We start from the raw sequence: 21220 nt of genomic DNA on the forward strand, positions 1-21220 counted from the left end.
GGGGCGCGGCCTCAGCGAAAGCCGTCCCAGACCAGCTTGCAGCCCGTGAGCAGCATGCCCAGGTACAGCAGCCGGTAAAACAGCACCGGGCTGATGCTGCGGGCCATGCGCACGCCCATCCACACACCCAGCGGCGCCAGCGGCAGCAAGGCCAGCGACGTCGCCATGTTGCGCATGTCCAGCAGGCCCAGCCATGCGTACGGGATCCATTTCGACAGGTTGATGACAAAAAAGAAGGCCGCCATGGTGGCGGTGAACTTCACCGGGCTCAGGCGCATGGGAATCACGTAGGCACTGAGCGGCGGCCCGCCGGCGTGCGCCACAAAGCTGGTGAACCCCGACGTGACCGTGAGGATTGCGCCCAGCCATTTGGGCGGCGGCGGGCTGTGGGGCCGGGGCGGGAACAGCAGGCGCTGCGCCAAAAACAACAGCGTGAATATTCCCACCAGGGCGGCAACGACCTTGGCGTCAAGCACCTTGAACAGCAGCGCGCCCACCACGGTGCCCACCAGGCCGAAAGGCACCAGGAATTTCAGGAACTTGAAGTCAAAGTCGCGCCGGAACGCCGCCAGCCCCAGCAGGTCCATCAGCAGCAGCACCGGCATCAGGATGGCCGCGGCCTGCGGCACCGTGACGGCCAGCGCCATGACGGGCACCGCCAGCGAGCCGAAGCCCGCGCCAAAGCCGCTTTTGCTGACGCCCAGCATGAGCACGGCAGGCACGGCCACGGCGTAGAAAAACGGGTCGGTGATCAGGGGGAAGGCCATGGACTGCGTCGTTCCGGTTTCGCATTTACGAAAGAAAAGTGCCTCCAGCCCATACCGCACCTACGCAAGTAGCTATCAATTTAATAGCAAAACCAGCGTGATGCGACGTTGGCCACAGGGGCCCATGCCGCCGGGAACGTGGGCGGCGGGGCGATTGGCAGATCAGACGCGCTCAAGTATCACCGCAATGCCCTGCCCCACGCCGATGCACATGGTGGCCAGCGCATAACGCCCGCCGCTTTTGTGCAACTGGTTGACGGAGGTAGTGGCCAGGCGTGCGCCCGACGCGCCCAGCGGGTGGCCCAGCGCAATCGCGCCGCCGTTGGGGTTGACGCGCGGGTCGTCGTCTTGCACGCCCAGCATGCGCAGCACGGCCAGGCCTTGGGCGGCAAAGGCTTCGTTGAGTTCGATCACGTCCATCTGCGCCATCGTCAGGCCGGTGAGTGCCAGCACTTTTTGCGTGGCGGGTGCGGGGCCTATGCCCATGATGCGCGGCGCCACACCGGCTGTCGCCATGCCGACCACACGCGCTTTGGGCGTGAGGCCGTTTTTGGCAGCGGTGGCTTCGTCGGCCAGCAGCAGCGCGCACGCACCGTCGTTCACGCCGCTGGCGTTGCCGGCGGTGACTGTGCCGTCAGGCCGCACCACGCCCTTGAGTTTGGCCAGCGCTTCGAGCGAGGTCTCGCGCGGGTGCTCGTCTTTGCCCACCACGATGGGGTCGCCCTTTTTCTGGGCGATCGTCACCGGCGTGATCTCGGCGTCGAAGTACCCGGCCTTTTGCGCGGCCACGGCCTTCAGCTGGCTGGCCAGCGCCATCTTGTCCTGGTCTTCGCGGCTGATCTTGTAATCGGTGGCGACGTTCTCGGCGGTTTCAGGCATGGCATCGACGCCGTATTTTTCTTTCATCAGCTTGTTGATGAAACGCCAGCCGATGGTGGTGTCGTACACCGCATTGGCGCGGCTGAAGGCGGCGTCCATCTTGGGCATCACAAAAGGCGCGCGGCTCATGCTTTCCACGCCGCCGGCAATCATCAAGGTGGCTTCGCCCGACTTGATGGCGCGCGCGGCGCTGCCCAGCGCGTCCAGGCCCGAGCCGCACAGGCGGTTGAGGGTGACGCCGGGTACATCGATGGGCAAACCCGCCAGCAGCGACGACATGTGCGCCACATTGCGGTTGTCTTCACCTGCCTGGTTGGCGCAGCCGTAGAGCACGTCGGTGACGGCCTGCCAGTCGACATTCGGGTTGCGCGCCATCAGCGCCTTGATCGGGATCGCGCCGAGGTCGTCGGTGCGCACGCTGCTCAGGGCGCCGCCGTAACGGCCGAAGGGGGTGCGGATGGCGTCGCAGATAAAGGCTTGGGTCATGGTGTGTGTGCTTTGAAAAAATGAAATCAGAGATCAGGCCGCCGCGATCGGTAGACCCACCAGTTTTTCGAGTTCGGCATGCGAGAGGCCGTCGACGGTGTCGATGAGCTTCAGGCCTTGCGGTGTGCATTCGAGCGTGGCGATGTCGGAATAGACGCGCTTGACGCAGGCGATGCCGGTCAGCGGATAGGTGCATTGCGCCACCAGTTTGCTCACGCCCTGCTTGGTCAGCAAATCCATCATCACCCAGGTTTGCCGCGCGCCTATGGCCAGGTCCATCGCACCGCCGACCGCGGGGATGGCGCCCGGCTCACCGGTGCTCCAGTTGGCCAGGTCGCCCGTGGCGGAAACCTGGAAAGCGCCCAGCACGCAAATGTCGAGGTGGCCGCCGCGCATCATCGCGAAGCTGTCGGCATGGTGGAAGAACGCGCCGCCCGGGAGCAGCGTCACGGGCTGCTTGCCGGCGTTGATGAGGTCGAAGTCTTCCTCGCCCTCGGCGGGCGCGGGGCCCATGCCGAGGATGCCGTTTTCGCTTTGGAGGATGACTTCGCGCCCGGCCGGCAGATGGTTGGCCACCAGCGTCGGCTGGCCGATGCCGAGGTTGACGACGGCGCCGTCGAAAATATCCTGCGCGACGCGGGCTGCGAGCTGGTCTTTGGTGCGGCGTTGGTAGTTGGTATTCATGTCAGTTACTCCACACTTTTTCCAATTGACTTGTTGCGTCTGAAACCGACGCGGAGCGATGCCAGCAGGCGCCGCGGAACTGGCTTCGCCAGGCCGCTGGCGCCGCCCCCTTGAGGGGGGAGGCTGCTACACGAAGTGAGCGGCAAAGGGGGTGTTTCATTTCTTGAAGCCGCCTGCTTGCGTGGCGGTGCGGGGAATTTTGACGATGTGGTGGACAAAGATGCCGGGCGTCACCACGGCTTCAGGATCCAGCGCGCCGAGCTCGACGATCTCGTGCACGGTGGCGATCGTCTTTTTCGATGCCGTCGCCATCACCGGGCCGAAGTTGCGTGCGGCCATGCGGTAGGTCAGGTTGCCCCAGCGGTCGCCGCGCTCTGCCTTGATCAGGGCCACGTCGCCGTGGATGGGCATTTCGAGTACGTAGTGTTTGCCGTTGATCTCGCGGGTTTCTTTGGCGCTGCCATCGGCGTTGCGTGCCAGTTCGGTGCCGTAACCCGTGGGGCAGAAGAAGGCGCCAATGCCCGCGCCGGCGGCGCGTATGCGCTCGGCCAGATTGCCCTGCGGCACCAGTTCGAGCTCGAGCTTGCCGCTGCGGTACAGGCCGTCAAACACCTGGCTGTCGGCCTGACGCGGAAAGCTGCAGATGATCTTGCGCACGCGCCCGGCCTTGAGCAGCGCCGCCAGGCCCGTCTCGGCATTGCCGGCGTTGTTGTTGACAACTGTCAGGTCTTTGGCGCCCTGCGCTATCAGGCCGTCGATCAGCTCATTCGGGATGCCGGCGGTGCCGAAGCCGCCAATCAGCACGGTCGAGCCGTCTTTGACGTCCGCCAATGCGTCGGCGACGGAGGCGGCAATTTTGTTGATCATTCAAAAGTCTCCGGTTGCGGGCGGCTTGTTGAATCGATCAAGCCGCTGCAAAATATTGTTCGACATAAGAACAAGAGTTCGTATAATGAATTCTAGGAGATTTTCCGCACCATGGCAAACGCTGCACCCACGCCCATTAGCGGCCACAAACCCGGCGACGCTTATGTCCAGTCGTTTGCGCGCGGGCTGGAAGTCATACGCTCGTTCAGCACCGAAGCGCCGCGCCAGACGCTGACCGAGGTGGCCGGGCGCAGCGGCCTGAGCCGCGCGGGCGCGCGCCGCATCTTGCTGACGCTGGAAACGCTGGGGTATGTGCACAACGACGGCAAGTTCTTCAGCCTCACGCCGCGCATCCTGGATTTGGGTTTTGCGTACTTGTCGTCCATGCCTATCTGGAACCTGGCCGAGCCGGTCATGGAAGCACTGGTCGCCGAGGTGAAGGAGTCGTGTTCGGCCGCAGCGCTGGACGGCACGGACATCGTGTATGTGCTGCGCGTGCCCACGCACAAGATCATGAGCATCAGCCTGGGCGTGGGCTCACGCCTGCCGGCCTATTGCACGTCGATGGGGCGGATGCTGCTGTCTGCCCTGCCCGAAGAGGAGGCCATGAAATGCCTGCAGGCCTCAGCGTTGACGGCACGCACCAAGTACACCGTGACCGACATGAAAGAGCTGATGGCCAAAATCGCGCAGACGCGCAAACAGGGCTGGTCGCTGGTGAATCAGGAGCTGGAGGAAGGCCTGGTGTCGATGGCGGCACCGATCACGAATCGCGCCGGCCAGACGGTGGCGGCGCTCAACATCAGCGGCCAGGCCAACCGCACCAGCGCCAAGGCGATGCAGGAGACGATGCTGCCGCAGCTTTTAGAGGCGGCGCATGCGATCTCGCGCATGCTGATCTAGCTTCACCCCTGTCCAGGCTCACTGCGTGTAGCCTGTTCTCCCCTCAAGGGGACGGCGCCTGGGGCCGGCGAAGCCGGACCCTCGGCCCCCGCTGGTGTGGGGCCCGGGCGTTGGTTTACGACTTTTTGAAGCCGATGACCAGAACGACAGCGCCCAATACGACGGCACCCAGGCTCAGCCACTGGGGAATGTTCACCGATTCTTTTTCTTTTACCGTCAGCTGAATGGGGCCGAGCTTGGCGGCTGTCGTGTCTTTGGTGAAGCTGAAGCCGCCGGTGAAGAAACCGGCCAGGCCCAAAACGATCAGGACAATGCCTGTGATGCGTGCTGCGTTCATGTGAAATCTCCTCGCCGGGCTTGTGGATGTTTATCGAGTGGCCTTGCCCCGGAACCGCGCCACTGTGCTTCGTAATGTAGGCAGGGGCTCGGAAGTTGTCTGTAGGACGTGGCCGGGGAGATGAGTGGCCCAAGCACTGATAAGCAAACCACCACACCGGCGACGGAAAAGGCCTGCGTGATAACCTTTCGCCATGTTCACGCCCTCGCAAGCCGACGTTCGCCGGTTCTTCTGCTCTGTTTACGCCAAGGCCCGCGCCGGGCAACCGATGGAAGCTATCGAAACGATAGCAAGCCAGTGGATTGAAGAGCACCCCGAATACCACGCGGACTTTGCCGACGCCGACGCTGCGCTCGAAAAAATGTACGACGTGGAAGCCGGCAAGACCAACCCGTTCCTGCATTTGTCCATGCACCTGTCGATCAGCGAGCAATGCTCCATCGACCAGCCCCGCGGCATACGCCAGGCCGTGGAGTTGCTGACCGCCAGGCGCAACTCCCTGCACGACGCACACCACGAAACCATGGACTGCCTGGGGCAGATGGTCTGGGAGAGCCAGCGGGCGGGCCGCCCGCCTGACGGCGCTGCTTATATAGATTGCGTACAGCGCAGGGCAACAAAGGACTGAGCCATCAAAAAAGCCGCTGGGACAGCGGCTTTTTTGTGGGGCGAAAGATCTCCGGGTCAGCGGAATTTCTTTTGCGGAATGGTCTTCAGGTCACCGTCCACCGACGACAGGTAGTTGGCCAGCAGTTTCAACTCGGGGTTGGTGTACTGCTTGGCCATGCCGGCCATGATGGCGTTGCTGCGGCCAACTTTGGGATTGTTGTCGACCTTGTAGGCCTTCAGGGCCACAAAGAGGTAATCAGCATGCTGGCCGCCAATCTTGGGGTAGCTCGGGTCAATCGGCGAGCTGAAGTTGGCGCCATGGCAAGACGCGCAGTTGGCCTTGTTCAGCAGGGCCTGCACCTGGGCGCTGGGCTCCTTGCTTGGCGCCTTCACTGCTTTAGGGTCGGCCGGCGCGGCAGAAGCCACTGCGCCGTCAGCGCTGTAATGGGCGGCCAGATCGGCGATGTCCTGGTCGGACAGGGAGTCGGCAATCGCGCGCATCGTGGGGTGCTTGCGGTCGCCTTTTTTGTATTCGTTGAGCGCGGCGGTGATGTATTTGGCGCCCTGGCCCGAAATCATGGGCACTTTGTAGACCTCTGGGAAGGAAGCCTGGTAGCCCTTGATACCGTGGCAACCGATGCACATGGCATTCTTGGTTTCGCCGGCTTTGGCGTCGCCCTTGATTTCCTGGGCCAGGCTGGAGGCCGTCGCACAAGAGACAGCAACGGCGAATATCGTGGTGAACAGCTTATTCATTTTGCGCGCACAATCAGGTGGGAATTCATCTTATAAACAACCCCGGATTATATCTGGGCCTGTTGCCCCAAGGCACCGGCTGCTTTCAAACAACCGAGAATAGCCCTCAAACCCGCACACACTGACGCCAGACCATGAAATTTCAAGGATCCAAGAACTACGTCGCCACCCAGGACCTGATGCTCGCCGTGAACGCCTCGGCCGCACTGAAAAAGCCGCTGCTGGTCAAGGGCGAACCCGGCACCGGCAAGACCATGCTGGCCGAGGAAGTGGCCCAGGCGCTGAACCTGCCACTGTTGCAATGGCACATCAAATCGACCACCAAGGCCCAGCAGGGCCTGTATGAATATGACGCCGTGTCGCGCCTGCGCGACTCGCAGCTGGGCGATGAAAAGGTCAAGGACATCCACAACTACATCGTCAAGGGCGTGCTGTGGCAGGCCTTCACCGCCGACCAGCCGGTCGCGCTGCTGATCGACGAGATCGACAAGGCCGACATCGAATTCCCCAACGACCTGTTGCGCGAAATCGACCGCATGGAGTTCTATGTGTATGAGACACGCGAACTCATCAAGGCCAAGCACCGGCCGCTGGTATTCATCACCTCCAACAACGAAAAAGAACTGCCCGACGCTTTTTTGCGCCGCTGCTTCTTTCACTACATCAAGTTCCCCGACGCCGACACCATGAAGCAGATCGTGGACGTGCACTTCCCCGACCTGAAAAAAGAGCTGCTGACCGCGGCCATGAAAACCTTTTACGACGTGCGTAACCTGCCCGGCCTCAAGAAGAAACCGTCGACCTCCGAGTTGCTGGACTGGCTCAAGCTGCTGGTGGCCGAAGACATTCCGCTGGACGCCCTGCAGAGCAAGGACGACAAGGTCGCCGTGCCGCCGCTGGTGGGCGCGCTGCTTAAAAACGAACAGGACGTGACCCTGTTCGAGAAACTGGTTTTCATGCAGCGCAACAATCGCTGAACACGGAGTCTGATCATGAGTCAAAAATCCTTGCTGATCGAAGGCCTGTCGGATGCGATCGGCTTTGTCGGCGGCGCGCTGCTCGGTTTCTGGATCGGCCACCTGCTCGGCTTCGATATTTTTGAAGCCGGCTACGGCAACGGCGCCATCGCCGGCATCGTGCTGGTAGGCCTGGGCGGCGGCGGCGGATTGCAACTTGCGCGGGCCTGGCGCCGCCGCAGGAAAGCCGACTGACGCAGACACCTGACTGGGATAAGCCCATGCAACGCCCAACCGCCCACTTCCGCCGCGCAGCCCTGCACAGCAGTTGCCTGGCCGCATTGCTGGCCCTGACATTGCTCCCCGCCCCGTCCTATGCCTTCTGGGGCCTACTCGGCAAGGTGGGCTCCACTGCCGGCAAAGGCGCCGCCGCGGCAGGTGCTGCGGGTAAAGGCGCCGCTGGCGCAGCAGGCGTGGCCGGCGCTGTCGAGGTGACACAGGGCGCCAATGCGGCGGCGAAGGCTGCCAAGGCCGCCGGTGCGGCAGAGCTCGGCGCGGGCGACGTCGCTGCCGCAGCCGGCGCCGCCGAGCGCAACGCGGCAGCCGGCGCAATGAGCGCCGATGAACTGTCGCGCGCTTCAGGCCTGGGCAAAGCCGTGCCCGACGACATCGCCGCCATGCTGACGGCGCCGGGCCGAAAACTCAGCGATGTGCCTGACGCAGGCACACGCTCCTGGCTGTCGCTCCCGCGCAAGCAGCTCACGGCGACGGATGCCGACCTGATGGTCCACGACTACGTGAAGCTGCTGGAAGGCCGGCCCGCCGCCGGGCCGCCGCGCCGGCGAGCCAGCGCCTCCATCGAAACCGAAAAGGCCCTTGCCGCGCGGCCGGTGCCGCCGCACCGACCGGTCGCGGACGTCCCCTGGCATGCGGTCGAGCTGCTGGTGCGCGCGGCCCATGCCGGCCACGTCGGCGCCCGGAACGAACTCAACAAGCTGTGCCGTGAGAATCCGCGCGGCGAGGCCGCCGCGGCGTGCACCACGCTGCGGTCCACGTGAACACGCTCAACAGGAAAAGGATTGCCGGATGGCCTTCGTAGAACCCGTCACCCTCACGGCGCGCGGCGTCAAGCTGGTCCCGCTCGCGCTCGACCACGAAGCAGGCCTGAAGGCCGCGGCCGCCGACGGCGAACTCTGGAAGCTGCGCATCACCTCGGTGCCCGAGCCCCATGAAACCCGCGGCTATATTGAGACCGCACTGGCCACCGGCAACCGCCTGGCCTTTGCCGTCACCGACGCCGCCAGCGGCGAAGTGCTGGGCTCCACCAGTTACCACGACATCGTGCCCAACCTCAAGCGTGTCGAGATTGGCTACACCTGGTACGCCGCGCGCTGCCAGCGCACCCACGTCAACACCACCTGCAAGCTGCTGATGCTGAGCCACGCCTTCGACACGCTGGACTGCAACGTCGTGGGCTGGCGCACCGACAACTTCAACCACGCCTCGCAGCGTGCCATCGAACGCCTGGGCGCCCGCAAGGACGGCGTGCTGCGCGGCCATGCACTGCGCCGCGACGGCACGATTCGTGACACGGTGATGTACAGCTTGCGTTCGGGCGAATGGCCCGAGGTCAAGGCGCAGCTGCTGTATTTGCTCGACAAGCCAAGAAACTGAAGCGCCTGCGGCCAAGGAGTTTTCCATGCTGATCGATTTTTTCTACACCCTGCGCTCGGCCAAGCTGCCGGTTTCCGTCAAGGAATACCTGATGCTGCTCGAGGCGCTGCAGGCCGGCGTCGTCGGCCCGAACAGCGACAAGCTTGAAGCGCATGACGGCGAAGGTGCCTGGAAGATCGATGACTTCTATTACCTCAGCCGCACCGTGCTGGTGAAGGACGAAAAAAACTACGACAAGTTCGACCGTGCCTTCGCCGCCTACTTCAAGGGCGTGGAGATGCTGGCCGACTTCACCAAAGACATCCCGCTCGAATGGCTGCGCAAAAACCTCGAGCTCGAACTGAGCCCCGAGGAGAAAGCCCTGATCGAGAAGATGGGCTGGGACGAGCTGATGGAAACGCTCAAAAAGCGTTTTGAAGAACAAAAAGAACGCCACGAAGGCGGCAACAAGTGGATAGGCACGGGCGGTACCTCGCCCTTTGGCGCCAACGGCTTCAACCCGCAGGGCATACGCATCGGCCAGGAAAAAAGCCGCAACAAAAGCGCCGTCAAAGTGTGGGACCAGCGCGCCTACAAGGACTACGACGACACGCAGGAACTGGGCACGCGCAACATCAAGGTAGCGCTGCGCCGCCTGCGCAAGTTCGCGCGCCAGGGCAATGTGGAAGAGCTGGACCTGGACGACACCATACGCTCGACCGCGGCCAACGCCGGCTGGCTGGACATCAAGATGGTGCCCGAGCGCCACAACAACGTGAAGGTGCTGCTGCTGATGGACGTGGGCGGCACGATGGACGAGCACATCCATCGGGTGGAGGAAATGTTCTCGGCCGTCAAAGCCGAGTTCAAGCACCTGGAGTTTTATTACTTCCACAACTGCGTCTATGACTTCATGTGGAAGAACAACCGCCGCCGCTTCAGCGAGAAATTCCCGACCTGGGACATCATCCGCAAGTACAACAAGGACTACAAACTCATTTTCGTCGGCGACGCGACCATGAGCCCTTACGAAATCCTGCAGCCCGGCGGCAGCGTGGAATACAACAACGAAGAAGCCGGCGCCGAATGGATGCAGCGCCTGACCAACGCCTTTCCCAAGTTCGCCTGGATCAACCCCGAGCCCCAGGGCGTCTGGCAATACCGCCAAAGCATCAGCGTCATCCAGCAACTGGTGAACCAGCGCATGTACCCCCTGACCATCAAGGGTCTTGAAGAGGCCATGCGCTTGTTGTCCAAATAGGAGGCATTCCAGGCGCCTGTCTCCTACAAGGGCGCGCAGAGGGGCTCAAGTAAACTGCCCCAGTGACCCTTCCCAGCACCCACATCTTCTGCGCACGGACGGCCACTCCAGGACTGACTGGCACCGGTTTTATCCCTGCCCTCGCCCTCTTTGCGATCTTTCTCGCGCTGCCCGCGGCCGCGCAAACGCCTGCGCCCATGGACAGCACGGCCACGCCACCTTCCGGCGTCACACAAACCGCGCCCGCCCCGGCGCCGCCACCCCAAAAGGTCACGCCAGAACCCACCCCCGAAGGCTCCACGGGCCCCACCAGCGCCGAACCCGAAGTCACGGCTTTTGACATCGCGGTGCGCGCCCCGCAGGGCATCAAGGAATTGCTTGAAAGGCACCTGGAGCTGCAGCGCTACCGTGCGGTGACCGACCTGGACGAGGCCGAGCTGGCCCGCCTGGTTGTACTGGCCGAACGCAATGTGCGCAACCTGGTGGGTACGCTGGGCTACTTCAGCCCCAACATCGCCATCACCAAGGAAGGCGCGGCAGGCCAGCACCCGACCATCGTGGTGGCCGTGGACCCCGGCGAGCCCACAGCGGTCGGCGCGGTGGACATCACCTTCGCCGGAGATATTGCCGAGTCGGCCGATCCCGGCGCCCTCAGCCAGCGCGCAGATATCCAGCGCGACTGGCGGCTGCCCACGGGCCGCCGCTTTACGCAGGACGCCTGGGACAGCGCCAAGACGCAAGCCCTGCGCGACCTTGTCGCACGCCGCTATCCGGCCGGCAAGCTGGCCGGCAGCCTGGCCGACATCGACGCACCGGCGCGCACCGCGGGCCTTTCCCTCAAGCTCGACTCCGGCCCGCTCTACCGGCTGGGGCCGATGCAAATCACCGGCGTCGAGCGTTACGACCCCGTGCTGGTGCCGCGCCTGGCGCGCCTGACCACCGGAGCGGTGTACGACCAGAACCAGCTCGTCGAGGCGCAGCAACGGCTGGCCTCCAGCGGCTACTTTGATTCGGCCTACATCTTTGTCGACCCGGAAAGCGACCCGCTGGCCGCACCGGTTCAGGTACAGGTGCGCGAGGCGAAGCTGCAAAAGATCGTCCTCGGCGTGGGCGTCACCACCGACAGCGGCCCGCGCGCATCCGTCGAGCACACGCACCTGCGTGTGCCGGGCACCAACTGGCGCGCCGCCACCAAACTGCAGATCGAAAAGAAATCTCCCTTTGCTCAAACGGAATGGACCTCCATCCCCGACGAATCGAACTGGCGCTGGGTGGCGCTGGCGCGCACGGAGCGCGTCGACGACAACGAGCTCGTCACACGTTCCGGCCGCTTGCGTTTCGGCCGCACGCAAGCCGGTGAGCGCATAGACCGCAATGTCTATCTGCAGTACGACAGGGCCAGCGTGAGTGGCAGCGGGCAGATCAACAGCTCCGCTGCCGACGTCGGCGACGGCTCGGCCCTGACCGCCAACTACGTCTGGACCGGGCGTTACTTCGACAGCCTGATCGCCCCCAACAAGGGCTACGGCCTGGGCTTTGAACTGGGCGGCGGCAGCACCATGGGATCGCAGCACCTGCCCCTGGGGCGCGCCGTCGGCCGCTGGCTGGGCATCGTGCCGCTGGAACGCGGCCGCATCGCCATGCGCGCCGAGGGCGGCGCAGTGGTGGCAAAAGACTCGGCCCGCATTCCCGGCACCCTGCTGTTTCGCACCGGCGGCGACACCACCGTGCGCGGCTATGGTTACCGCGACATCGGTATCAAGCTGGACAACGGCGTGACCGGGCCGGGCCGCTACATGGCGGTGGGCAGTGTGGAATACCAGCGCCCCATGCTGCGTGACGGCCGACCCAGCGAATGGGAGAACACCTTCTTCATCGACGCCGGCGCAGTGGCCGACAACCCCAAGGACATGAAACCCTCCATCGGCATAGGCACGGGCGTGCGCTGGAGAAGCCCCATCGGCCCATTGCAGATTGACCTGGCCTATGGCGAGAAAGTCAAACAGGTACGCCTGCACGTCAGCGTGGGGTTTGTTTTCTGATGGACACGCCCAAGCCCCCTGCCCCTTCCGCCTCGCCGATGCCTGCGCGCCCGCCGCGGCGTTGGCTGCGCGCCACCGCCTGGGCCGCGGGCAGCGTGGTGTTGCTGGCTGTTGGCGCCACGGCAGGCGCCTGGTGGTGGGCTGGCACCGACGGCTCGCTCGCCACCGCCCTGAACTGGATCGCCCGGACGCAGCCGCTGAGCGCCGAGCGCGTCACCGGTTCGCTGCGCACAGGCGGGCATATCGATCAACTGGTCTGGCAGCAGGACGGCCTGCGCGTAGACATAAGAGACATCACCCTGGCCTGGCAACCCTGGTCGCTGCTGCACGGCACGCTGGAGGTCAACCGGCTGGCAGCGGCGCGCGTGCAGGTCACCGATCAACGCGCACCTTCCACCACGCCGTCGGTGCCGCCCTCAGCACTCGGCTTGCCGCTGCCGGTGGTGCTGGACGGGTTCTCCATCGGCCAGTTTCAATGGACGGGTGCTGCCACTTTCTCTGCTTCAGGCATCACCGGCAACTACGCGTTCAAGGGCATAGACCACCAGCTGGAATTGCTGGGCGCACAAGTGGCGCGCGGGCGCTACAACGGGCGCGCCACCTTGTCGTCGCGCAGCCCCCTGCAACTCGATGCCAGCCTGGCGGGCGCGCTCGACACCCTGATCCCCGGCAACAAGACAGCGGTGCCGCTGGCCTTTAAAGCCACAGCGCGCGGGCCACTCACCGAGTTGCTGCTGAAGGCCGAATTGCAAATGAGCGCCCAGCCGTCAAAAGCATCGTCACAAAAACAGCCCCAACCCCAGGCCACCGCCACCGCCCGCGTGATGCCTTGGGCCCAGCAACCCCTGCCGCAAGCCGATGCGAATTTCCGCGACCTGGATGTCGCGGCCTTCTGGCCGGAGGGGCCGCAAACCTTGCTGACGGGCAATGCCAGCGTGCGGCCCACCGAAAAATCCGCCTGGCTGCTGCAGCTGCAACTGGCCAACGCAATGCCCGGCCCCTGGGACCAGCACAGGCTGCCTTTGGATCGACTGGAGACCCAGGGCGAATGGCGCAGCGGCACGGCCATGGTTCGCTCGCTCAAGGCCCAACTGGGCGGCGGCGAGCTGCTGGCCAATGGCGAATGGGCCGATGCCTCAGCAGCCTGGAAGCTGCAAGCCACCCTCAAAAACATCAACCCGGCCCTGCTGCACAGCCAGCTGGCGCCGCTGCCGCTCGACGGCAAGGCCGACGTGCGCAGCCAGGGCGCGGCCATCGCCTTTGACGCGAACGTGCAGGCCGCGCGCAATGACGCGAATGCCAAAAACAATCCCCTGGGCCAGCTGCGCCTGCGCGATGCCAGCGCCACCGGCAGCTGGAATGCCGGGCAAGCCGGCGGCACGCTGGTGCTGTCGGCCCTGCGCGTACGCACGGACGACGCCGAGCTGGCAGGCCAGCTCGAGGCCCAGCCCAGCGCAAAAGGTGGCAAGGGAAAACTCACACTCACGGCTCCCGGTCTGGACGCCCAGGTGCAAGGCGAGCTGCGGCAAACCAGCGGCAAAGGCGATGTGAGCCTGCGCGGACGCGACATGGCGCAGGCCCTGCGCTGGCTGCAAAAACTTCCGGGCCTGCCCGCATCGTTCAAGAGCGCATCCGCCAGCGGCAGCGCCGAGCTGCAAGCCAGCTGGCAAGGTGGTTGGCAAGACCCGGCCTTGCAGGCGCGGGTGGACCTGCCTTCGCTCGACTGGCGCATGGCGGCGTCTGCCTCTGCAACTGCACCTGCCGCCGCTACGACCGCCGCATCACCCGCCATCCCGGAGATGCTGAAGATCCGCGCCTTCCAGGCCACACTCTCCGGCCGCCTGAGCCAGGCGCAACTGGCCACGCAAGGCCGCATGGAAGCCGGCCAGCGCCGCTACACCCTGCAGCTCGCGGCAGAAGGCGGCCGCCTGGGCACCGGCGCTGCGCGCAACGCCCCGCTGGCCGAATCCACCTGGCAAGGCCTGGTCAAGCAACTCAGCGTGGGTGTGGAAGACCCAACGCTGGGCGCAGGCGCCTGGCAGCTCAAAACCCGCAGCACCGTGCCGCTGAAGTGGACGCCGGGCCGCAATGGCGATGTGCTGGAAAGCGGCGCCGGCGAAGCCCTGCTGATCGCACCGCCCTCCAGCACATCCGCTGGCGCGCCGTCGCAGGCCACGCTGGCCTGGCAGCCCGTACGCTGGCGGCCCGGCCGCGAGCTGGTGACGGCCGGCAAACTCACCGGCCTGCCGCTGGCCTGGATCGAACTCTTTGCCGGCCCGCAAATGGCCGGCGCCGGCCTGGGCGGCACGCTGCTGCTTGACGGCGAATGGGACGCGACGCTGGGCGACAGCCTGCGCCTTAAAGCCAGCCTGGGGCGCAGCAGCGGCGACATCACGGTACAGGCCGAAACCGGCCAGGGCACCTCGGCGCGCGTGGCGGCCGGCGTCAAGGAAGCTCGCATTTCACTCAACAGCGAAGGCGAGGCCGTCGCGCTGGCACTGCGCTGGGACAGCGAACGCGCGGGCAGCGCCGACGGCCAGCTCCGCACACGCCTGGCACGCGCACCCGCCACGGCCGGCGGCGGCTGGCTTTGGCCCGCTGATGCGCCACTGGCCGGCCAGCTGCGCGCACAGCTGCCGCGCATCGGTGTGTGGTCGGTGCTGGCGCCGCCTGGCTGGCGCTTGCGTGGCTCGCTGGGCGCCGACGTCGCCATCAGCGGCACACGCGCCGCGCCCCAGCTGGCCGGCGACTTGCAAGCCAACGACCTGGCGCTGCGCTCCGTGGTCGACGGCATCGAGTTCGGTAACGGTCGCCTGCGCGCCAAACTCGACGGCACCCGCATGCGCATCAACGAATTCACGCTGCAGGGCGCCGGCGACAAAGGCACGGGCGGCGTTCTCACCGCGCAGGGCGACGCCGGCTGGGTCGAGGGCAAGCCGCAGGTGGATCTCACCGCCAAACTCGAACGCCTTCGCGCCAGCATCCGCACCGACCGGCAACTCACGGTCTCAGGCGACGTGCAGGCCAGCCTCAAGGGCAAGCAGACCGAACTCACCGGCAAGCTGCTGGTCGACCAGGCCCGCATCATCCTGCCCGACGAAGGCACGCCGCAACTGGGCGACGACGTGGTGGTGCGCACCACCAGCGGCGCAGCGGCAGGGCAAAAGGCCCCGGCGCAGACCAGCGGCGAGGTCACCGACAAAGACGCGCGGCCAGTCAAGCTGAACGTGCAACTCGACCTCGGCCGCGACTTCCGCATCCAGGGCAAAGGCATAGACACCCGCGTGCGCGGCACGCTGGCGCTGAGCGGTGAAACACTGCGCGACCCCCGGCTCACCGGCACCATCAACACCGCCGGCGGCCAATACCGCGCCTATGGCCAGCGCCTGGATGTGGAACAAGGCGTGTTGCGCTTTACCGGCGCCATCGACAACCCTTCCCTCGACATCCTGGCCATTCGCCCCAACCTCACGCAGCGTGTGGGCGTGCAGATCACCGGCACAGCGCTGCTGCCGCGCGTGCGCCTCTACGCGCAGCCCGAGCTGCCCGACGCCGAAAAACTCTCGTGGCTGGTGGTGGGCCGCTCATCCGCATCAGGCGGCGCCGAAGCCGCGCTGCTGCAACAAGCCGCACTGGCATTGCTCGGCAGCAAAGGCGGCGGCATGTCCGGCGGGCTGGCCGCCTCGCTCGGGCTGGACGAGCTGTCGTACCGTGGCGCCTCCAGCAACAACGACGGCACCACCACCGAAGGCGCCGTCACCTTGGGCAAACGCTTTTCGCGCAACTTCTACGCTGCGTATGAGCGGACCGTGTCAGGCGCACTGGGCACACTCTACGTGTTCTACGACTTGTCGCAACGCTTCACCGTGCGGGCCCAGGCCGGGCAGCAAAGCGCGGTGGACCTGATCTTCACCGTGCCTTACGACTGAGGTGATTCCGCAGAGCCGGGCCTGCGCGCACCACCGAATACAATTGCAGCTTCTCCCAGAGACGTGCGGCCATAGTTCAATGGATAGAACGGGCCCCTCCTAAGGGCCAGATAGGGGTTCGATTCCCTTTGGCCGCACCAGTGCTATTGTTTTAATAGCTACAAGTCCATGCTGCACCTGGGCTAGAGGCCGATTTGGTTCATTAAATCGGTGCTTCAGGACTTTCCCGACCTTCTGCCATCACCCGGGTTTTCAAGCCCACAGGCCATGCATCGCCTGGCTGAAAGCGCTTGCCAGCGCCGCTTGTTGCGCCTTGGCCGCTGCCCGCTCCCCGGCCACAAACACCTCGCCGAACGCCGCGCACGGGCTGGAGAACACCAGTGCGTCCAGCACATGGCTTGGCGGCACGCCCAGCAGCGCCGGCGATTCCATATCGACCGTCACAAAATCCGCGCGATGGCCGGGCGCCAGGCCGCCTTGCTTCTGGCCGCTGGCCGGTAGGCCGCCACCCAGTGCGGCTTCGAACAACCCGGCGGCGCTGCTTTCTTCGCCCAGGATGCGCGCGGCGATGTTGCGCTGGCGCAGGGTGAGGCGTTGTGAGTATTCGAGCAGGCGCAGCTCTTCGGGCCAGCTGCGGGTGACGTGGCTGTCGGAGCCTATGGACCATTTGCCGCCCTTACCGCCGGCGGCCGCGTAGGCCGGCAGGTCAAACACGCCATCGCCCAGGTTGGCTTCGGTGGCGGGGCAGATCACGATGGATGCGCCCTTGGCTTGCACGCCTTGCAGTTCGGCCGGCGTCGCATGGGTGGCGTGCACCAGGTTCCAGCGGGCGTCCACGCCGGCGTGGTTCAGCAGCCATTCAATCGGGCGCTGGCCGGTGTGCGCTACGCAATCGTCGACTTCCTGCGTCTGCTCGGCGATGTGGATGTGTACCGGCAGGCCGGCCGCCCTGGCGGCGCCTGTGAGTTCATGGATCGCACCCGGGCTGGCGGCGCGCAGTGAATGCACGGCCACACCGGCGTTGATGCGTGCATCGCCCTTCGTCTGGCGCTGGACGTCTTCGACCATGCGCAACACGCTTTCGGGTGTGGATGAGAAGCGGCGCTGGTCTTCACGCAAGCCCGTGGCCTTGAAGCCTGAGCGCATGTACAGCGTGGGCAGCAAAGTGAGGCCGATGCCGGTGCGCTGCGCGGCGCGCACCAACGCCAGTGCCATCTCAATCGGGGTGGCATACGGTGCGCCGCTGGTGTCGTTGTGCAGGTAATGGAAATCGCAGACCTGCGTGTAGCCGCCGGCCAGCAGCTCGGAATACAGCTGGCCGGCAATCGCCTCCAGCTGCTCAGGCGTGATGCGGTTGGCCGCGGTGTACATGCGGTCGCGCCAGCTCCAGAAATCGTCGGAGGCATGCGCGCCGGCGCTGCGGCGTTCCGTCAGGCCCGCCATGGCGCGCTGAAAAGCGTGGCTGTGTGCATTGACCAAACCGGGCAGCACCGGGCCGGGCAAACGGGTGGCGCCGTCCTGTTGCTGCGCGCTGGCGCCAGGCTCAATGCTCTGCCAGGTGCCGTCGCCGGCAACCGTCAGCAGGACGTCTTTGGCCCACGTGCCCTGCACCCAGGCCTGCGCGGCGAAAAATTTTTTTGCTTCACTTTTCATAGCAAACTGTACAAGCTGCAAGCGTGCTGGAGACCATTTTCCTTAACAAAGGCCGCACCTGCGCGGCCAGCGTTTCGTCATACGCATAGGGGGGCGCCTCCTGCATGTACAGGCTCTGGCACATCTCCAGCTGGATCGCATGCACATCGTTGGCCGGCTGGCCGTAGTGGCGTGTGATGTAGCCGCCCTTGAAGCGGCCGTTGACGGCGGTGGTGATGTGGGGTGCGCTGGCGCAGGTTTGCACCACCGCGTTGGTGATGGCTTCATGTGCGCTGGCGCCGCTGGCCGTGCCGATGTTGAGGTCGGGCAGCTTGCCTTCAAACAGCCAGGGGATTTGCGAGCGGATGCTGTGCGCGTCCCACAGCAGGGCAAAGCCGTGGTGCGCCTTCAGCCGCGCCAGTTCACCGGCCAGCGCCGAGTGGTAGGGCTGCCAGTAAGCTTCACGGCGCCGCGCGCGCTCTTCAGGAGCGGGCTCGTAACCTGGTTTGTAGAGCGGCGCACCGCTGAAAAAGCGCGTCGGGCACAGCTCGGTGTTCGACGCGCCCGGGTACATGGGCGCATCGTCGGGCGGGCGGTTCAGGTCGATCACATAACGCGAGTAACGCGGGCGCAACACGCTGGCGCTCAGCGCCGGCAAGAAGTTGTAGAGCAGGTGCAAATGCCAGTCGGTGTCTTCGACCCGCAGGGCTTCGTCGGTGTAGCCGCCTTTCAGCCCCGCCGGGATTTCGGTGCCGATGTGCGGCATGCTGACCAGCAGCGGAACGGTGCCCTGCTGCAGGGTAAAAACTTCACTCATGTGATCTGGCCCTTGAAAACAGTTTGAAGGCGCGGGTTCGCGCCAAAGGCATAGCTCAGCGCCGCCGGCCGCTCCACGCCCCACAGCACAAAGTCGGCCCGCATGCCGGCGGCCAGCACGCCGCGGTCATGCAGGCCCAGTGCCGCGGCGGCATGGCGTGTGATGCCGGCCAATGCTTCTTCCGGCGTCAGGCGGAACAGCGTGCACGCCATATTGAGCATCAGCAGCAAGGAGGTGCAAGGCGAGCTGCCGGGGTTGCAGTCGGTAGAGATTGCCATCGGCACGCCGTGTTCGCGCAGCAAGGCCATGGGCGGCAGCTTGGTCTCACGCAAAAAATAAAACGCACCGGGCAGCAGCACCGCCACGGAACCGGCGGCGGCCATGGCTTGCGCGCCCTCGGCCGATAGCCATTCGAGGTGATCGCAACTAAGCGCACCGTAGCGCGCCGCCAGCTGCGCACCACCGCTGTCGCTGAGCTGCTCGGCATGCAGCTTCACCGGAATGCCCAAGGCTTTGGCCGCAGCGAAGACACGTTCAGTTTGTGCTGTGCTGAAAGCAATGCGTTCGCAAAACGCATCAACCGCATCGACCAGGCCTTCGGCATGCAGCACCGGCAGCATCTCCAGCACGGCGTCGACATACGCATCGGTGCGCCCGGCAAATTCGGCCGGCACGGCGTGCGCACCCAAAAACGTGGTGCGAATATCCACCGCATAGGTTTGCCCCAGCGCGAGCGCCACCGACAAAGTCTTGCGTTCATGCGCCAGCGCCAGGCCGTAGCCGGACTTGATCTCCAGCGTGGTCACGCCTTCGGCCATCAATCGCTGCAGCCGGGCTGCGCTTTGCGCCTGCAATTGATGCGCAGTGGCAGATCGGGTCGCCTTCACAGTGGAAGCGATGCCGCCGCCGGCGCGGGCAATCTCCTCATAGGTTGCGCCGTTCAGGCGCAATTCGAATTCGTGAGCACGGTCGCCGCCATAAACAAGATGGGTGTGGCAATCGATGAGGCCGGGGGTGATCAATGCGCCGCCGGCATCGTGTTGCGTCTTGCAACGAGCAAGAAGATCTGCCGGCACATCGGCACGCGGGCCCACCCAGGCAATGGACTCGCCCTCCACCACCAGCGCCGCGTCTTCGACCAAGCCATAGGGCTGCGCCGCGCCGGCTTGCAGCGTGGCGGCGCGGCAGTGACTCCACAGTTGCAGGCTCATGCGGGTATCTCCATCCAGAGGGCTTGCTCTGCGGCGATGCGCACCGCCGCACTCCCCGTCACTGTGCGCCAGGCCAGAGTGGCCGGCTCCAGCTGCAGAACTTCTTCATCAAATAGCACGGTAGCGCTTGACCCATATGCATATACCGCTATTGTTTTCATAGCATGCAGGGTTTCTGAAAAGCGGCCTTGCACGCGCACCATGCGCGAAGGCTCGCTGCCCCGGCGCACCATCAGGTTGAAGTCGCGCGTCTTCCCGTCGATCAATTCGCAGCCGGTGGCCGCAGCGCCATCGAAAAAAAGAGGCGCATCCGCAGCCGTCACGCGATGCGGCACGCCCGCCACATCCAGCTGCACGCCGGCGCCTTCAAGCACCGCAAACCAGCGCTCGATGCCCTCGAACTTCGAAAACGGCCCGCTCTTGTCCACGTCGGCCACCGACATGCGCCAGGCCCAGTCACCCGCGTCGGGCCACATCGCCAGCTCGCGCGTCACGCCGCCGCCGTTGCGCCACGGCGTCGCGGGGATGTCGGCCAGCCGCACGACATTCCAGCCGGAGCTGTGCGCCGATGTCATGCCTGAAACTTCCCTGCAAAGCTGTAGCGCGAGCCCGGGTACACCAGGCGCGCCACGCTGGCGATATTGCTGCCGCTCACGGTGCGCCGCATCATGGCCAGGCACGCCTCTGTCGGTTTGATGTCCAGGTGTTTGGCCTCCAGCGCAGATGGCAGGCAAGCCTCGATGGAATAGCTGGCCTCGGTCAGCGGCGCCTGTTCGAGCAGGTGGTGGGTGGGCGTGGTCTGGGTGAAGTCGGTCTTTAAATAATCAGGCGCCGCTGCCGGGTTCACATAGCGGTCTTCATATTGAATCGGCACGCCGTTTTCAAGGTGAATCAGGATGGTGTGAAACACACGGCCGCCCGGCCGCAGGCCCAGGGTGCGCGCCAGGTCGGCGCTGGCTTTTTCAGATTCGGCCAGCAGCACGCGCGAGGTGTGCACATGGCCGCGCTCCACCACTTCCTCATGAATGTCACGAATGGTAAGCGTGGAAGAAATGCGATGCAGCTCTGCCACAAAGGTGCCCGAGCCCTGCACGCGCGTGACCATGCCTTCGTCCATCAGCTCGCGCAGCGCCCGGTTGGCCGTCATGCGGCTCACGCCGAACTGCTCCATCAGCACGGCTTCGCTGGGCACCGGGTCGCCGGGCTTCCAGGTGCCGGCGCTGATGCGTTTTTTGATGAATGCCTTGACCTGACCGTAGGCAGGCAGTGGTGTGGTGGCCATGGTTCAGCGCAGTGCTCGCGTGTGTAAGAAAAATTCATTGTCACCGCAAAAGCCGGCCTGGCAACCTTGCAACCCCCATGAACGGCCAGGCTTTTACGTACAAACCATAGATTACCGCAGTTGACACAAGTTGTATAGACAACTACGAT

Annotated in this window: 20 protein-coding genes and 1 tRNA gene; 10 read left to right on the forward strand and 11 right to left on the reverse strand. The window is 64.9% G+C overall.

The window, feature by feature from the left end:
• Positions 1-11: 11 nt before the first annotated feature.
• The 4 genes from DT070_RS02315 to DT070_RS02330 form a co-directional block, all read right to left on the reverse strand.
• A complete protein-coding gene (locus DT070_RS02315) occupies positions 12-767 on the reverse strand; it encodes a sulfite exporter TauE/SafE family protein (protein ID WP_122953957.1) in 756 nt (251 codons plus the stop codon).
• Positions 768-929: 162 nt separating this feature from the next.
• Complete coding sequence (pcaF, locus tag DT070_RS02320) at positions 930-2132, reverse strand: 3-oxoadipyl-CoA thiolase (RefSeq protein WP_122953958.1); 1203 nt, start codon at positions 2130-2132, stop codon at positions 930-932.
• Positions 2133-2165: 33 nt separating this feature from the next.
• The gene (locus tag DT070_RS02325) at positions 2166-2816 is read right to left on the reverse strand and encodes a 3-oxoacid CoA-transferase subunit B (RefSeq protein WP_122953959.1); all 651 of its coding nucleotides are present in this window, start codon (positions 2814-2816) and stop codon (positions 2166-2168) included.
• A gap of 156 nt (positions 2817-2972) precedes the next feature.
• Positions 2973-3683: a 3-oxoacid CoA-transferase subunit A gene (locus tag DT070_RS02330; protein ID WP_122953960.1), complete on the reverse strand. Its 711-nt coding sequence runs from the start codon at positions 3681-3683 to the stop codon at positions 2973-2975.
• Between the two features lie 111 nt (positions 3684-3794).
• On the opposite strand from DT070_RS02330, the gene DT070_RS02335 reads away from it, so the two are divergent.
• The gene (locus DT070_RS02335) at positions 3795-4586 is read left to right on the forward strand and encodes an IclR family transcriptional regulator (RefSeq protein WP_122953961.1); all 792 of its coding nucleotides are present in this window, start codon (positions 3795-3797) and stop codon (positions 4584-4586) included.
• A 115-nt stretch (positions 4587-4701) separates the two neighbouring features.
• Here DT070_RS02335 and DT070_RS02340 read toward each other — a convergent pair whose 3' ends face one another.
• Positions 4702-4923 carry a hypothetical protein gene (locus DT070_RS02340; RefSeq protein ID WP_122953962.1) on the reverse strand — a complete coding sequence of 74 codons (222 nt, stop codon included), beginning with the start codon at positions 4921-4923 and terminating at the stop codon, positions 4702-4704.
• A 193-nt stretch (positions 4924-5116) separates the two neighbouring features.
• Between DT070_RS02340 and DT070_RS02345 the strand changes: the two genes are divergently transcribed.
• Positions 5117-5551 (forward strand): DUF1841 family protein, encoded by a 435-nt coding sequence (locus DT070_RS02345; RefSeq protein WP_092131785.1) that lies wholly within the window; start codon positions 5117-5119, stop codon positions 5549-5551.
• Positions 5552-5607: 56 nt separating this feature from the next.
• Here the strand turns inward: DT070_RS02345 and DT070_RS02350 are convergent, their stop codons facing one another.
• Complete coding sequence (locus DT070_RS02350; RefSeq protein WP_122953963.1) at positions 5608-6288, reverse strand: cytochrome c; 681 nt, start codon at positions 6286-6288, stop codon at positions 5608-5610.
• Between the two features lie 134 nt (positions 6289-6422).
• Here DT070_RS02350 and DT070_RS02355 point away from each other — a divergent pair, with 134 nt between their 5' ends.
• From DT070_RS02355 to DT070_RS02390, 8 genes are all read left to right on the forward strand, one after another.
• Complete coding sequence (locus tag DT070_RS02355) at positions 6423-7265, forward strand: MoxR family ATPase (RefSeq protein WP_092131788.1); 843 nt, start codon at positions 6423-6425, stop codon at positions 7263-7265.
• A 15-nt stretch (positions 7266-7280) separates the two neighbouring features.
• Positions 7281-7499, forward strand: coding sequence for a hypothetical protein (locus tag DT070_RS02360; RefSeq protein WP_194965968.1), 219 nt, complete (start codon positions 7281-7283; stop codon positions 7497-7499).
• Positions 7500-7525: 26 nt separating this feature from the next.
• Positions 7526-8302, forward strand: coding sequence for a hypothetical protein (locus DT070_RS02365; protein WP_122953965.1), 777 nt, complete (start codon positions 7526-7528; stop codon positions 8300-8302).
• A 28-nt stretch (positions 8303-8330) separates the two neighbouring features.
• Positions 8331-8918: a GNAT family N-acetyltransferase gene (locus DT070_RS02370; RefSeq protein ID WP_122953966.1), complete on the forward strand. Its 588-nt coding sequence runs from the start codon at positions 8331-8333 to the stop codon at positions 8916-8918.
• Positions 8919-8943: 25 nt separating this feature from the next.
• Positions 8944-10158: a VWA domain-containing protein gene (locus DT070_RS02375; RefSeq protein WP_122953967.1), complete on the forward strand. Its 1215-nt coding sequence runs from the start codon at positions 8944-8946 to the stop codon at positions 10156-10158.
• Positions 10159-10220: 62 nt separating this feature from the next.
• Positions 10221-12200, forward strand: a complete 1980-nt coding sequence (locus tag DT070_RS02380) for an autotransporter assembly complex family protein (protein WP_228778596.1) — start codon at positions 10221-10223, stop codon at positions 12198-12200.
• Positions 12200-16129, forward strand: coding sequence for a translocation/assembly module TamB domain-containing protein (locus DT070_RS02385; RefSeq protein ID WP_122953968.1), 3930 nt, complete (start codon positions 12200-12202; stop codon positions 16127-16129). Before DT070_RS02380 ends, DT070_RS02385 begins: the two co-directional genes overlap by 1 nt.
• Before the next feature lie 65 nt (positions 16130-16194).
• Positions 16195-16269: transfer RNA gene (locus DT070_RS02390), tRNA-Arg, on the forward strand.
• A gap of 112 nt (positions 16270-16381) precedes the next feature.
• Here DT070_RS02390 and DT070_RS02395 read toward each other — a convergent pair.
• From DT070_RS02395 to hutC, 5 genes are read right to left on the reverse strand one after another with little or no spacing between them, the layout of a single operon-like run.
• A complete protein-coding gene (locus DT070_RS02395) occupies positions 16382-17782 on the reverse strand; it encodes a formimidoylglutamate deiminase (RefSeq protein WP_122953969.1) in 1401 nt (466 codons plus the stop codon).
• Positions 17772-18578, reverse strand: a complete 807-nt coding sequence (gene hutG, locus DT070_RS02400; protein WP_122953970.1) for an N-formylglutamate deformylase — start codon at positions 18576-18578, stop codon at positions 17772-17774. The genes DT070_RS02395 and hutG overlap by 11 nt, the downstream gene beginning before the upstream one ends.
• On the reverse strand, positions 18575-19789 hold the full coding sequence (gene hutI, locus DT070_RS02405; RefSeq protein WP_122953971.1) for an imidazolonepropionase: 1215 nt from the start codon (positions 19787-19789) through the stop codon (positions 18575-18577). The genes hutG and hutI overlap by 4 nt, the downstream gene beginning before the upstream one ends.
• Entirely contained in the window at positions 19786-20364 is a 579-nt protein-coding gene (locus DT070_RS02410) for a HutD family protein (protein WP_122953972.1), read from the reverse strand. The genes hutI and DT070_RS02410 overlap by 4 nt, the downstream gene beginning before the upstream one ends.
• Positions 20361-21071, reverse strand: coding sequence for a histidine utilization repressor (gene hutC / locus DT070_RS02415; RefSeq protein ID WP_122953973.1), 711 nt, complete (start codon positions 21069-21071; stop codon positions 20361-20363). Before hutC ends, DT070_RS02410 begins: the two co-directional genes overlap by 4 nt.
• Positions 21072-21220: the final 149 nt, after the last annotated feature.

It is taken from the genome of Polaromonas sp. SP1, from assembly GCF_003711205.1.
GTDB lineage: Bacteria > Pseudomonadota > Gammaproteobacteria > Burkholderiales > Burkholderiaceae_C > Polaromonas.

Bases quoted from the DNA above. Each gene is read 5' to 3' on its own strand.
- hutI (WP_122953971.1), bottom strand. From the start codon at position 19,789: ATGAGCCTGCAACTGTGGAGTCACTGCCGCGCCGCCACGCTGCAAGCC.
- DT070_RS02335 (WP_122953961.1), top strand. From the start codon at position 3,795: ATGGCAAACGCTGCACCCACGCCCATTAGCGGCCACAAACCCGGCGAC.
- DT070_RS02385 (WP_122953968.1), top strand. From the start codon at position 12,200: ATGGACACGCCCAAGCCCCCTGCCCCTTCCGCCTCGCCGATGCCTGCG.
- DT070_RS02315 (WP_122953957.1), bottom strand. From the start codon at position 767: ATGGCCTTCCCCCTGATCACCGACCCGTTTTTCTACGCCGTGGCCGTG.
- DT070_RS02395 (WP_122953969.1), bottom strand. From the start codon at position 17,782: ATGAAAAGTGAAGCAAAAAAATTTTTCGCCGCGCAGGCCTGGGTGCAG.
- hutC (WP_122953973.1), bottom strand. From the start codon at position 21,071: ATGGCCACCACACCACTGCCTGCCTACGGTCAGGTCAAGGCATTCATC.
- DT070_RS02325 (WP_122953959.1), bottom strand. From the start codon at position 2,816: ATGAATACCAACTACCAACGCCGCACCAAAGACCAGCTCGCAGCCCGC.
- pcaF (WP_122953958.1), bottom strand. From the start codon at position 2,132: ATGACCCAAGCCTTTATCTGCGACGCCATCCGCACCCCCTTCGGCCGT.
- DT070_RS02410 (WP_122953972.1), bottom strand. From the start codon at position 20,364: ATGACATCGGCGCACAGCTCCGGCTGGAATGTCGTGCGGCTGGCCGAC.
- DT070_RS02330 (WP_122953960.1), bottom strand. From the start codon at position 3,683: ATGATCAACAAAATTGCCGCCTCCGTCGCCGACGCATTGGCGGACGTC.
- DT070_RS02375 (WP_122953967.1), top strand. From the start codon at position 8,944: ATGCTGATCGATTTTTTCTACACCCTGCGCTCGGCCAAGCTGCCGGTT.
- DT070_RS02365 (WP_122953965.1), top strand. From the start codon at position 7,526: ATGCAACGCCCAACCGCCCACTTCCGCCGCGCAGCCCTGCACAGCAGT.
- DT070_RS02350 (WP_122953963.1), bottom strand. From the start codon at position 6,288: ATGAATAAGCTGTTCACCACGATATTCGCCGTTGCTGTCTCTTGTGCG.
- DT070_RS02345 (WP_092131785.1), top strand. From the start codon at position 5,117: ATGTTCACGCCCTCGCAAGCCGACGTTCGCCGGTTCTTCTGCTCTGTT.
- hutG (WP_122953970.1), bottom strand. From the start codon at position 18,578: ATGAGTGAAGTTTTTACCCTGCAGCAGGGCACCGTTCCGCTGCTGGTC.
- DT070_RS02340 (WP_122953962.1), bottom strand. From the start codon at position 4,923: ATGAACGCAGCACGCATCACAGGCATTGTCCTGATCGTTTTGGGCCTG.
- DT070_RS02355 (WP_092131788.1), top strand. From the start codon at position 6,423: ATGAAATTTCAAGGATCCAAGAACTACGTCGCCACCCAGGACCTGATG.
- DT070_RS02360 (WP_194965968.1), top strand. From the start codon at position 7,281: ATGAGTCAAAAATCCTTGCTGATCGAAGGCCTGTCGGATGCGATCGGC.
- DT070_RS02370 (WP_122953966.1), top strand. From the start codon at position 8,331: ATGGCCTTCGTAGAACCCGTCACCCTCACGGCGCGCGGCGTCAAGCTG.